General features: G+C 72.3%; 8 protein-coding genes. 4 read left to right on the forward strand and 4 right to left on the reverse strand.

Annotated features, from left to right (window positions below; all coding sequences use genetic code 11):
- Window positions 1-15: 15 nt before the first annotated feature.
- Window positions 16-783 carry a YqjF family protein gene (locus tag ACPXCB_RS14900; protein ID WP_425875782.1) on the forward strand — a complete coding sequence of 256 codons (768 nt, stop codon included), beginning with the start codon at window positions 16-18 and terminating at the stop codon, window positions 781-783.
- Here ACPXCB_RS14900 and ACPXCB_RS14905 read toward each other — a convergent pair.
- Window positions 775-1,254, reverse strand: a complete 480-nt coding sequence (locus tag ACPXCB_RS14905; protein WP_425875784.1) for a winged helix-turn-helix domain-containing protein — start codon at window positions 1,252-1,254, stop codon at window positions 775-777. The two genes, ACPXCB_RS14900 and ACPXCB_RS14905, sit on opposite strands and share 9 nt — an antisense overlap.
- A 357-nt stretch (window positions 1,255-1,611) precedes the next feature.
- Between ACPXCB_RS14905 and ACPXCB_RS14910 the strand changes: the two genes are divergently transcribed.
- Complete coding sequence (locus tag ACPXCB_RS14910) at window positions 1,612-5,994, forward strand: S8 family serine peptidase (protein ID WP_425875786.1); 4,383 nt, start codon at window positions 1,612-1,614, stop codon at window positions 5,992-5,994.
- An 88-nt stretch (window positions 5,995-6,082) separates the two neighbouring features.
- Here ACPXCB_RS14910 and ACPXCB_RS14915 read toward each other — a convergent pair whose 3' ends face one another.
- The 3 genes from ACPXCB_RS14915 to ACPXCB_RS14925 all read right to left on the reverse strand — a co-directional run bounded on the left by ACPXCB_RS14915 (window position 6,083) and on the right by ACPXCB_RS14925 (window position 10,783).
- Complete coding sequence (locus ACPXCB_RS14915) at window positions 6,083-6,814, reverse strand: winged helix-turn-helix domain-containing protein (protein ID WP_425875788.1); 732 nt, start codon at window positions 6,812-6,814, stop codon at window positions 6,083-6,085.
- 329 nt (window positions 6,815-7,143) lie between these two features.
- Complete coding sequence (locus tag ACPXCB_RS14920) at window positions 7,144-8,949, reverse strand: serine hydrolase (RefSeq protein ID WP_425875790.1); 1,806 nt, start codon at window positions 8,947-8,949, stop codon at window positions 7,144-7,146.
- A gap of 13 nt (window positions 8,950-8,962) precedes the next feature.
- Window positions 8,963-10,783 carry a glycoside hydrolase family 3 protein gene (locus ACPXCB_RS14925; protein ID WP_425875792.1) on the reverse strand — a complete coding sequence of 607 codons (1,821 nt, stop codon included), beginning with the start codon at window positions 10,781-10,783 and terminating at the stop codon, window positions 8,963-8,965.
- Window positions 10,784-10,960: 177 nt separating this feature from the next.
- Here ACPXCB_RS14925 and ACPXCB_RS14930 point away from each other — a divergent pair, with 177 nt between their 5' ends.
- Together ACPXCB_RS14930 and ACPXCB_RS14935 are read left to right on the forward strand one after the other, a co-directional pair.
- Window positions 10,961-11,536 carry an RNA polymerase sigma factor gene (locus ACPXCB_RS14930; protein ID WP_225852509.1) on the forward strand — a complete coding sequence of 192 codons (576 nt, stop codon included), beginning with the start codon at window positions 10,961-10,963 and terminating at the stop codon, window positions 11,534-11,536.
- On the forward strand, window positions 11,529-12,248 hold the full coding sequence (locus tag ACPXCB_RS14935; RefSeq protein ID WP_425875794.1) for a hypothetical protein: 720 nt from the start codon (window positions 11,529-11,531) through the stop codon (window positions 12,246-12,248). Before ACPXCB_RS14930 ends, ACPXCB_RS14935 begins: the two co-directional genes overlap by 8 nt.
- Window positions 12,249-12,470 lie beyond the last annotated feature (222 nt).

Below are 12,470 nucleotides of genomic sequence, written 5' to 3' on the forward strand. Positions count from 1 at the left end.
GGCAGGATGGGGTACGTGCACATCGAGCCGGTCGACGCCGCGCCCGAGCAGGCGTTCCGGTGCGGGATCCTGCGGCAGCGCTGGGAGGACCTGACCTTTCTGCACTGGGCGGTCGCGCCGGAACTCGTCGCGCCGCTGCTGCCCGAGGGAACCCGCCCCGACACCCTCGACGGGGTCAGCTACGTGGGTCTGATCGGCTTCCGGATGGTGGGGCTGGGCCTCGGCCGAGGGCCGGGGATCCCGTACTTCGGCAGCTTCTGGGAGACCAACGTCCGGCTCTACTCGGTGGACGACACCGGCCGGCGCGCGGTGGTGTTCCGTTCGCTCGACGCGTCGCGGCTGGTCCCGGTGCTGGTCGCCCGGGTGACCCTGGGGCTGCCGTACATGTGGTCGGCGATGCGGTTGGTCCGGGACGGCGACCGCCGCACCTACCGGTGCCGGCGCCGCTGGCCCGGCCCGGTGGGCGCGACGAGCCGCATGGTGGTGCGGGTGGGGGAGCCGGTCGCCGAGCCGACCCCGCTGGAGCACTTCGTCACCGCCCGCTGGGGGCTGCACACCCGGGCGTACGGGCGGACGCTGCACCTGCCGAACTGGCATCCCCGCTGGCCGCTGCACCGGGCGGAGCTGTTGCACCTGGACGACGAGCTGGTCGCCGCCGCCGGGCTGCCGCCGCCCGCCGGGGCGCCGGTGAGCGTGCTGTATTCCCCCGGCGTCCCGGTCGGGTTCGGCCCGCCGGTCGCGCGGGGCCGGACCCGGGCTGCCCAAGTCAGGCAGTCATCCTGAACCGCTGACCTTCGGCTGCTGATGGTCGGTCAGCCGGAACCCGACGCCGCGCACCGCGTCGATGGCCACCCCGGTGCCGAGTTCGTGGAGCTTGCGACGCAGCCGCTTCACCAGGGACTGCACGTCCGCCCTGCGTTCCCGTCCCTCGTCACGCCAGACCGAGCGGTGCAGCTCGGCGTAGCTCCACACCCGGATCGGCTCGGTGGTCAGGCAGGCCAGCAGGTCGTGCTCGAGGCGCGTCAGGCCGATCTCGCGGCCCCGGCTGCGGGCCGTCGACCGGGCCGAGTCGATCAGCAGTGCGTCGTCGTCGGCGGTCGGCGGGCGCGCGGACGCCGCCGGGGCGGGCCCCGGCGCCGCCGCGATCAGCCGGCGCAACTCGTCGAGGTCGGCGACCAGCAGCAGCGGCGCGACCCCGTCGAGTCGTTCCGCGAGTCGTATCCGCTCGGCCGCCGACGGCGTCACCGCGATCACCAGCGGAAATGGTTCGTCGGCCGGATCTGGTCCGCCCGACGCAGTGCTTTCGTCGCGTGCCCCCACAGCACCCACCCGGAAACTACGGGCAACCTCTGCCCATCTTCGTCATGACCGTGACAATCATTGGCAAGCTCCCCATTTGCCGGCCAACGGCTAGTGACAAATTGCTTACGGCAAGTTCTTGATCGCCCATTCTTGTCGATCATAGTGTCCAGACGGGCAGCCGGCGTGACCCGCGCGGTTCCTTGGGGGGCATGGAGGGGTCGGATCCCGCTCATCCGAACGGAGACGAGCCCCTGCGCCCTCCACCATGGCTCGTTCCACTCTGGGTCGTTCTGGAGGAGGCACCACCGAATGTTCACACGTCCACCCACCAGGCGCTGGGCCAGATCACTGGTCAGCGCCGGTGCGGCGATGATCCTCGCCGCGACAAGCCTGGCCGCGACAGGGTCAGGCGCACAAGCCTCCCCGTCCGACAAGATCCGGCCGGAGCTCACGAAGGCACTCCAGGGCAAGACGGAGGGCGACTTCTGGATCCGCTTCAAGGACAAGGCGGACCTCAGCCAGGCCGCCGCCATCAAGGACTGGGCCAAGCGCGGTACCGCCGTCGCCGACGCCCTGAAGAAGACCGCCGCCGGCAGCCAGTCCAAGATCCGGGCAGAGCTCGACGGTACGGGCACGAAGTACGAGACCTTCTGGGCGACCAACGCGATCAAGGTCAGCGGCGGCTCCCTGACGATGGCGCAGAGCTTCGCCGCGCACGCCGAGGTCGAGGGCCTGTACGCCCCGGTCGCCTACAAGGTGCCCGAGGTCTCCGAGGGCACCGACGAGAAGACGGTGAACGCCCTCGAGTGGGGCATCGCGAACATCAACGCCGACGACGTCTGGTCCCAGTACGGTGCCAAGGGCGCCGGCATCACGGTGGCGAACATCGACACCGGGGTCCAGTTCGACCACCCCGCGCTGGTGAACTCCTACCGGGGCAACAACGGCGACGGCACGTTCGACCACAACTACAACTGGTACCGCGCCACCGGCTCCTGCGCCGCGCCCTGTGACACCAACGGCCACGGCACGCACACGATGGGCACGATGGCCGGCTCCGCCGGTGCGAACCAGATCGGCGTCGCACCCGACGTGAAGTGGATCGCGGCCAACGGCTGCTGCCCGAGCGACGCCGCGCTGGTCACCTCCGGCCAGTGGATGCTCGAGCCGACGGACCTCACCGGCCAGAACCCGGACGCGAGCAAGCGCCCGAACATCATCAACAACTCGTGGGGAACCACGCTGCCCTCCAACGACCCGTTCATGGAGGACGTGACGCTGGCCTGGACCGCGTCGGGCATCTTCGGCGTCTGGTCCAACGGCAACAGCGGATCGGCCTGCCAGACCAGCGGCTCGCCGGGCAGCCTGGTCAGCAACTACTCCGCCGGCGCCTACGACGTCAACAACAACATCGCCAGCTTCTCCTCCCGCGGCGCCGGCCAGAACGGCGAGATCAAGCCCAACATCGCGGCGCCCGGGGTGAACGTCCGGTCGAGCATTCCGGGCGGTGGCTACGCCAGCTACAACGGCACCTCGATGGCCGCCCCGCACCTCGCGGGCGCGATCGCGCTGCTGTGGTCCGCCGCACCGGCGCTCGTCGGCGACGTCAACGCCACCCGCGCGCTGCTGGACAACTCGGCGACCGACAAGGCCGACACCCAGTGCGGTGGCACCACCGACGACAACAACGTGTTCGGCGAGGGCCGCCTGGACGCGCTCGCGCTGCTCAGCGCCGCCCCGATCGGCGACACCGGCACCCTGGCCGGCAAGGTCACGGACGCGACCACCGGCGCCCCGATCGCCGGCGCCACGGTGACCCTGACGGGCGCGGCGGACCGCGAGCTGACCACCGGGGCCGACGGGACGTACTCGTCCCTGCTTCCGGCCGGCGACTACCAGGTCGCCGTGGCGGCGTTCGGCTACCAGGCGAAGACCACGCCGGCCACGGTCGCCCGCAACGCGACCACGACCGTCGACGTGGCGCTGACGGCGGTGCCGAGCGTCACCGTCAGCGGAACCGTCACCGACGGCTCCGGGCACGGCTGGCCGCTCTACGCCAAGGTGACCGTGCAGGGTCCGTCGGGCGTGTCCGACTACACCACCCCCGTCAACGGCCGCTACAGCCTCAAGCTGCCGGCCGGTGCCACCTACGACCTGAAGGTTGAGTCGCAGTACCCGGGCTACCAGACGGTGACCAAGCAGGTCGTGGTCGGCACGGGTAACGCCACGGCCAACGTGGCGGTGCCGGTGCAGACCAACGCCTGCACGACCGCACCCGGCTACCGCTTCGGCTCCGACGGCGAGTACGAGACCTTCGACGGCAGCACCGTGCCGGCCGGCTGGTCCGTCGTGGACCACGCCGCCAGCGGCCAGGTCTGGAAGTTCACGGACGACGGCGCCCGGGGCAACCTGACCGGCGGCACCGGCAACTTCGCGATCGTCGACAGCGACGAGTACGGCTCGGGCGGGAAGCAGGACACCTCGCTCGTCAGCCCGGTCGTCGACCTGACCGGCGTCACCGCACCGGTCATCCGGTTCAACCAGGACTACAACTGGCTGGGCAGCGACCGCGCCGACGTCGACCTCAGCCTCGACGGCGGGACCACGTGGACCAACGTGCTCCGGCAGGCGGCCGACGTCCGCGGCCCGAAGGTGACCGAGGTCGCCATCCCGCAGGCGGCGGGCCAGGCCCAGGCGCGGGTCCGGTTCCGCTACTACGACGCCTCGTACGAGTGGTGGTGGTCGATCGACAACGTCCTGATCGGCAGCCAGCTCACCTGTACGCCGGTCGACGGCGGCCTGGTGCTCGGCCACGTCCGCGACAAGAACGACAACGGCTACGTCAACGGCGCCACCGTCACCAGCGACGACCGGCCGGCGGAGAAGGCCACCACCGTGGCGACCCCGGACGACCCGGGGCTGGCGGACGGCTTCTACTGGCTGTTCTCGACGCTGACGGACACCCACAAGTTCACCGCCCGGGCCGGCAACTACGTCAGCCAGAGCAAGCAGGTCGACGTCCAGGCCGACTGGGCCACGGCGGCGAACTTCCAGCTCGCGGCCGGCCGCCTGTCGGTCAAGCCGGCCCAGGTCACCGGCACTGCTCGGATGCCCAGCGGCAAGGTCACCAAGGCGTTCACGGTGACGAACACCGGCGGGGCCCCGGTCTCCGTCGAGTTCAGTGAGCGCGCCGGCGGGTTCGAGCTGCTGCGGGCCGACGGGTCCCGGATGAGCAAGCAGGAGGTGCTCGGCTCCCAGGGCGCGCCGGTGCAGCGGCTCGAGGTCCCGACCTCGTTCGCGGCGAAGACGTCCGGCAAGTCGACGGCGGCGGCGTCGCCCGAGGCCGGCCCGCAGGCCGCGCCCTGGACCGACATCGCCAACTACCCGGCCGTGGTGATGGACAACCGGGTGGTCAACCTGGGCGGCAAGGTGTACTCCATCGCTGGCGGCACCGGCTCGGCGTCCTCGGCGAAGAACTACGCCTACGACCCGGTCGCGCAGACCTGGACCGCGATCGCCGATCTGCCCGGCGCGCGTACCGCCATGACGGTGGGCGTCCTGGACGGCAAGATCATCGCGACCGGCGGCTGGGCGGCGGCCGGCCCGGACGGCACCACCTGGTCGTACGACCCGGCGGCCAACACCTGGACGGAGAAGGCCGACAACCCGGCGCCGCGCTCCGCCGCCGGCCAGGCGGTCGCGGGCGGCAAGCTGTACGCCATCGGTGGCTGCACCACGGCGTCCTGCACGCCGATGTCGAACGACGTCGTGCGGTACGACCCGGCCAGTGACAGCTGGGAGACCCTGGCGGACTACCCGAAGTCGGTGGCCTTCCTCTCCTGCGGCGGGATCGACGGCATCGTCTACTGCACCGGAGGCAACGACGGCTCCGTGGCGCAGAAGGCGAGCTACGCCTTCGACCCGGGCGCCAACACCTGGACGGCCATCGCCGACGCGCCGGCCGACAACTGGGCCAGCTCGTTCGCCGTGGCCAACGGGAAGTTCCTGGTCGTCGGCGGCTCGCAGGGTGGCGCCATCACCAACGTGGGCTTCGCCTACGACCCGGCCACCTCCTCGTGGTCGAGCCTGCCGAACGCCAACACGGCGCGGTACCGCGGCGGCGCGGCGTGCGGCTTCTACAAGGTCGGCGGTTCCTCCGGCGGCTTCACCGCGACGCGGGACAGCGAGGCGCTGCCCGGGTTCGACGAGTGCGCCGTCAGCACCGCCGACGTCAGCTGGATGACGATCGACAAGACGGCGGCCACCCTGGCGCCGGGCGAGGCCGTCACGGTCAACGTCGGCATGACGGCGAACGTGGACCAGCCCGGCACCTACACCGCCTCGGTCGCCATCAAGGAGAACACCCCGTACACGGTCGAGCCGGTCGCGGTCACGATGAACGTGCTGCAGCCGACGACCTGGGGCAAGCTGACGGGCACGGTCACCGGGACGAGCTGCCAGGGTGCCAGCTCGCCGCTCTCCGGTGCCACCGTCCAGGTCGACTCGTGGGCGATGTCCTGGACGTTCTCCACGGACGCCGAGGGCAAGTACGCCTACTGGATGGACCGTCGGAACAACCCGTTGACGATGATCGTCGCCAAGGACAACTGGAAGCCCCAGACCCGGCAGACGAGGATCAACACCACCACCCCCACGGTGGAGGACTTCGCGTTGTCTCCCGTCCGCTGCTGACACCGACCGTCAGTTGACAGATCCGGCCCGCCTGGTTGCGACCAGGCGGGCCGGACCGCGTCGGAGGACCTCGAAGAGGCCGGACGGGTCAGACCGACGCGAGACGGAAGCCGACGCCGCGGACCGCGTGGATCGACGCCGAGGCGCCCAGCCGGGCGAGCTTGTGCCGCACCCTGCGCACCACCGAGTGAATGTCGGAGCCCCGCCCGAGGTGCACGTTGCCCCAGACCTCGAGGTGCAGCCGCTCGTAGGTCCAGACCTGCCCGGGCGCGCCGATCAGGCACCGCAGGAAGTCGTGCTCCAGGCGGGTCAACTCGACCTCGCGGTCCAGCCAGCGCAGCACCCGTCGGTCGGAGTCGACGCTCAAATCGGTCGGCGGCGCTGTCCCGACGCCCAGCCCGGGCTCGGCGGTCACGACCGGTTCGGCGGTCACGACCGGCTCGGCGGTCACGACGGTTTCGGCCGTCACGAGCGGTCCGACTGCCACTGGTCCAGCCGTCACGACCGGTTCGGCCGTGACGACAGGTCCGGCTGCCACTGGTCCGGCCGTGACGACAGGTTCGGCCGTCACGACGCGTTGGGCCGTCACGACGGGCCCGGGCGGAAGCACCGGTGTGCCGGACACGCCGAGGAACGTGCGCGCCTGGTCGACGCTCGAGACGATCAGGAACGCCTCGGTCCCACCGAGCAGACGCGCGAGCTGCCTGCGTTCGGCCGGCGAGGAGGCAATGCCGATGACCAGCGGAGCCACCCCCCTCATTCCCACCCCTTCCGGTTCCCCACCCACCCCGGGGACAGATTCAGCCACGACGCCGATCAATCGGTTCACTGACCCTAGTGGTGGCTCGTCTCGCTTCGGTTAAAAACGGTGACGCGTAGGCGTCGATAAATTGACTGCATTCGGCGGGCCGAGTCGGGTCGTGGCCCTTCATGGTGGCTTGACCGTGTTCGGCGCGATGTGTTCTCCGGACGCGCGGTTTCGGCGACCGACAAAGGCCCGGCAGGTGCGACCGGAAACCCCAGGTCGGTCCGGCGAATCGTCACACCTCGGCAGGCGCCGCCGGCGTTTTCGAAACTCCTGTCACGCTGCGGCACCCGGCCGAGCGGTGGTGGCACGGGCGACACGGGCCGGCGCGCGCGGTGGCCCGGTCAGGCGCGGGCAGGCGACCAGCCGGCGGGAACGAGCCGGGCGGCGTCGGCGCCCTCGCCCTGGAAGAGCAACCCGTCCCGGTCCGCCGCCACGATCCGGTCGACGTAGACGCCCCGACCCTGGCTGGAGGCGTCGGTGGTGCTGCTGAAGCGCAGGTGGGTCGCCCCGTCGGGCAACTCGACCGAGACCTGCCACCAGACCCGGCCGCCGTGGCCGGTGACCGTGCCGTCACTGCTCCAGCGCCGGTCGGCGTGGCGCAGCAGCAGGCGTCCCGGAGCCCACGTCGCTCCGCCGTCGGTGGAGACCTCGAAGCGGGCGCTGTCGAAGCGGGGCTCGGTGTCGTACCAGAGCAGGAAGCTCGCCGTGCCGCCCCGCGCCGCCCGACGCAGCGGGGCCGTGAGGGTGACCGTCGCGAGGTCGCGCGGGTCGGCCCGCCACGCCTCGCGGGACCGGGGTCGCACCGGCATCGCCTCGGCGAGATCGCGCGCGACGGCGCGCCGGGCGACGTTGTTGCTGCCCCAGCCGCGATCGGGGTGCACCCGGTTGCTGAGCAGGATGACGAACGAGTGGGAGAGCGGGTCGACGACGATCGATGTCCCGGTGAAGCCGGTGTGCCCGAACGCCACCGGGGAGGAGAGCCCCATCATGTACCAGTGCTTGTCGAGCTCGAAGCCCAGCCCGCGATCGCTCTCGGGGTAGGCCTGCTCCAGCGGGGCGTTGTAGTTGACCAGCATCGCGCGCACCGTGTCCGCGCGCAGGATGCGTCGCCCCCGGTACTCGCCGCCGTTGAGCAGGGACTGGCTGAGCACGGCCAGGTCCGCCGCGGTGGAGAACACCCCCGCGTGCCCGGCGACGCCGCCGAGCGACCACGCGTTCTCGTCGTGCACCTCACCCCAGACCATGCCCCGTCCGGCGTACGGCTGGTACTCGGTGGCGGCGATCCGCGACCGCTGCTGCGGCCCCGGGTTGTAGCCGGTGTCGGTCATGCCCAGCGGCGCGGTGACTCCGTCCTTTACGAGCGCGGCCAGCGGACGGCCGGTCACCCGTTCCACCAGCACGCCCAGCGCGATCAGCCCTAGGTCGGAGTACACGTACCGGGTACCGGGCTCCGCACCGGGCGCGAGCGGCGTGGCGAGCGCGGCGGCGAACCGCTCCGCCGGCGTCGGGTACCTGCTCCACAGCGGGACGAAGGCGGGCAGACCCGAGGTGTGGGTGAGCAGCATCCGTACGGTGACCGCCGCCTTGCCGCCGGCGGCGAACTCCGGGACGTACCGGGCGACCGGCGCGTCGAGGTCCACCCGTCCCCGCTCGACCTGCTGCATGGTCACGATGGTGGTGAACAGCTTCGACACCGACGCCAGGTCGAAGATGGTGTCGGGCCGCATCGGGATCTGCTCGTCGGCGGGGAGTTCCACCCCTGCCAGCCCGGGCGGCGGGCCGACGGCGGCGTACTTCACCGCGGCACCCACCGCGGCGTGCTGCACGACCACGCCGTCCTTGGCCGCCAGGACCACGGCGCCCGCGTACGCGGGATGGCCGGGGTGGTCCGGCGTCGGCTCGAGATACGCCGCCAGGTCGGCGGGCATGCGGTCCACGTGCTCGGGGAGCAGACCGACCTGGCGGACGTGGCCGGGCCGCAGCGTGTCGTGCCGGAAGTGGATGTCGGCGGGCGTGACGACCAGCGGCGCCGAGCCGGCCGGCGGCGGCGTGGCCCCGGCCGCCGTGGCCGGCAGCGCCGCGCCCAGGACGGCCGCGGTCAGGCCGATCGCGAAGGGGCGGAGCGCGGGTGGGCGGAGCGACGACATGGTGGGTTGCCTCCTACCAGCTCATGCCGTGGCCGTAGGGGTAGAGCACGGTGCCCGCGCCCTCGGCCGTGGGGATCGTGACGGGAAGCCGCCCACGGGGGGACAACTCGCCGTGCAGGGCGCGGACGAGGGCGTCCATCGCCGCCCGCGTGTACGAGTAGGTCGCCAGGTAGGTGGTCACGCCCGGCAGGTACGCGACGTCGTAGGGGTCCCGGACCGCCACCACCACCACGGGCTTCCCGGTGTCGAGCAGCGCGGCGACGAGACGCCGCTGGGTGCCACGCGGATCGGTGACGGTCGTGTCCCACGCCTTGTTGGTCAGCACGACGGTGAGGTCGTGCTCGGCCGCCAGCGCGGCCGTCGCGGCGATCGTCTGGTCCGAGGGCAGGGTCGCGGGCCGGGCGGTGGCCCGGGCGTCGCGGGCGGTGAACCCGTCGGCGACGGTCTCGACCGGCGCGAAGGCGGCGCTGTTCCAGCCGGTGACCAGCACCGACCGCTGCCCGGGGCCCAGCGGCAGCAGCCCCGTGTCGTTGCGGACGGCGGTGAGGGTCGGGTCGGTGACCCGCGCCACGGCGGCGAGGTGCTCGGGTGCCCCGACCGTGCGTACGGCCTGCTCGACGTCGACCAGCGGCGACCGGGCGAGGCCCTGCCGGTACTTCACGGCGAGGATGCGCCGGACCGACTCGTCGACGCGCCGCTCGGTCAGCTCGCCGGTGGCGACGGCCCGCAGCACCGCGTCCCGGGCCAGCCGCAGGTCCGGCGGCATCAGGAGCTGGTCTGCGCCGGCCTTGAGCGCCAGCACGGGCACGCGGTCGTCGCCGTACTTGCGCCGCACGGCGGCCATGTTCAGCGCGTCGGTGACGATGACGCCCCGGAAACCGAGCTCGCCGCGCAGCACGCCGGTGAGGATCGTCGGCGACAGCGTGGCCGGGTCGCCGGAGGGGTCGAGCGCGGGTACCACGATGTGCGCCGTCATGATCGATTCGACGCCCGCGCTGATGGCCCGCCGGAACGGCGGCGCGTCGATCCGGTCCCACTCCTGTCGGGTGTGGTCGATGACCGGCAGGTCGGTGTGGCTGTCCGTGGCCGTGTCGCCGTGGCCGGGGAAGTGCTTCGCCACCGCCGTCACGCCGGCGCCGTCCTGGAACCCGGCGACCTGGGCGGCGGTCAGCGCGGACACCAGGTGGGGGTCGGCGCCGAAGGACCGTACGCCGATCACCGGGTTGCCGGGGTCGACGTTGACGTCGGCGATCGGCGCGTACGGCTGGTGGATGCCGACCGCGCGCAGCTCTCGTCCGGTGATCTTCGCGGCCTCGTGGGCGGCCCCGGGCGACCGCCCGGCGCCCAGGGCCATCGACCCGGGGAACTGCGCGGCGGGGGCGGGCATGCGCAGCACCACGCCCTGCTCCTGGTCGGTGGAGACGAGCAGGGGCACCCGCCCCTTCGTGCCGTCGCCGACGGCGGCCCGCTGCAACCCGTTGGAGAGGGTGGCGATCTGGCGCGGGCTGTCCAGGTTGTGCGACCACGAGAAGTAGCAGACGCCGCCGAGGTGGAACTCGTCGACGACCTCGGCCGGCGTCTCGACGCCGAACGCCGCGCGGTTGGCGGCGCGGTCGGCGGCCGAGGGTTCGGTGGCGTCGGCGCCGTAGACGTAGGTGGCGAAGAGCTGGCCGACCTTCTGCGCCAGGCTCATGTGCCGCAGTGTCGAGGTGACCCAGCCGTGCTCGCCGCCCGGTGGGCGTGCTGGCGCGGCGGAGGCCTGGACGGGCAGCGGTGCGAGGGTGGTCGACAGGGTGACCACCAGGACGGTCGCGGTAACGAGTCGGGCCTTCATCGACGACGACCTCTCAGTCCGGATGGCTGAAACTTAGCTACGCATCGATTAATCGTCAAGAAGGATTGCTACAGGCCGGGCCGAACTCCGGCGTGGCCGGCGGGACGGCGAAGGACGCGACCGGACACCTTTCCCCCGACGCGGCGGAACCCGCAGGGCGCCGGTGGTGTCATCAACGTGTCCCCATCGGAGGTACCCCTGAACGACGAAGACCTGGTCACCCGTGCCCGGGCGGGCGACCTGGAGGCGTACGAACTCCTGGTCGCCCGGCACACCGCGTCCGCGTACCGGACGGCGGTGCTGCTCGGCGCGGGTCCGGACGCGGAGGACGTCATCCAGGAGGCGTTCGTGAAGGGACATCGCAAGATCTCCCGCTACCGGGGAGAGTCGTCGTTCCGGTCGTGGCTGCTGGCGATCGTGGCCAACGAGACCCGCAACCTGCACCGGTCGCGCGGCCGGCGCGACGGGCTCGCCCTGCGCGCGGCCGTGGCGAACCCGCCCGCGGAGATCGGCGAGGACGCCGCCGTCGAGGCCGTCCTCGCCGGGGAACGACGGGCCACCCTGGTACGGGCCCTGCGCTCGCTGCCGGTGAAGGACCGTGAGGTGATCGTGTGCCGGTTCTTCCTCGACCTCAGCGAGGACGAGACCGTGACCATGCTGGGCTGGCCGCGCGGCACGGTGAAGTCGCGGACCTCCCGGGCACTGGCGAAGCTCCGCGGCCTGCTCGACGTCGCGGAGGTGCGCCGTGGATGACCTCGAACGCGAACTGCGCGACCTCGCCGCCTGGCTGGAGACGCCCGACCCGCCCGACGTGACCGCCCGGGTACGCGCACGCCTCGCCGCGCCCGCGCCGAGGCGACGCCGGTGGCGCCACCTCGTCGCCGCGGCACTCACCGTCCTGGTCGTGGCGGCGCTGCCGCCGGGGCGCGCCGCCCTCGCTGACGCCGCCGCCGGGCTGCTGCGCTTCGCCGGCATCACGGTCGCCACGACGCCCGATCCGGCGCGTCCCACCGGCGCCGCCTCGCCACTGCCGACGCAGCGGCCCGCCACCGTGGCCGAGGCGCAGCGGAAGGTGCGCTTCCCCGTCCGCACCCCGACGAAGCTGGGCCCGCCCGAGCAGGTGCTGGTCGCCGACCCCGACGGCGCGGGCTTCTGCCGGGTGGTGACCCTGCTCTACCGCGGGGGAGCGCTGCGCATTGACGCCTTCGACGGCCGTCTCGACCTGGCCTTCGACAAGGAGAGCAGCGCGGCGGGTGCCAGCTGGGTCCAGGTCGACGGCGGCTTCGCCGTCTGGATCGGCGCCCCGCACCCGGTCTCCTACGTGGATCGCGCCGGCACCGTCCGGGTGGAGACCGCGCGGCTCGCCGCCGCCACCCTGATCTGGCAGGGGGGCGACGTCAGCTACCGCATCGAGGGCGACCTCCCCAGGCACGAGGCGATCGAGATCGCCAGGTCGCTGGGTTAGGGCGGTCGTGCCGACCCGGGCCCACCACTACGGGACCCGGGTCGGGAACCCGGGGGAGCCGGCCGGTGTCCCGACAGTGAGAAAGCACGAGCAGGTCGTCGGGAGGCGTGAGATGGGTTCAGCGCGCAGGGTGTTGCTGGGGGCAGTGGTCCTGTTGGCGGGGTGTACGACAGCGGGGCCGCCCGCCCCGCAGGCCGCCTCCCCACAGGCTGCCTCTTCGGC

Source organism: Micromonospora sp. DT62 (assembly GCF_049847285.1).
GTDB lineage: Bacteria > Actinomycetota > Actinomycetes > Mycobacteriales > Micromonosporaceae > Micromonospora > Micromonospora reichwaldensis.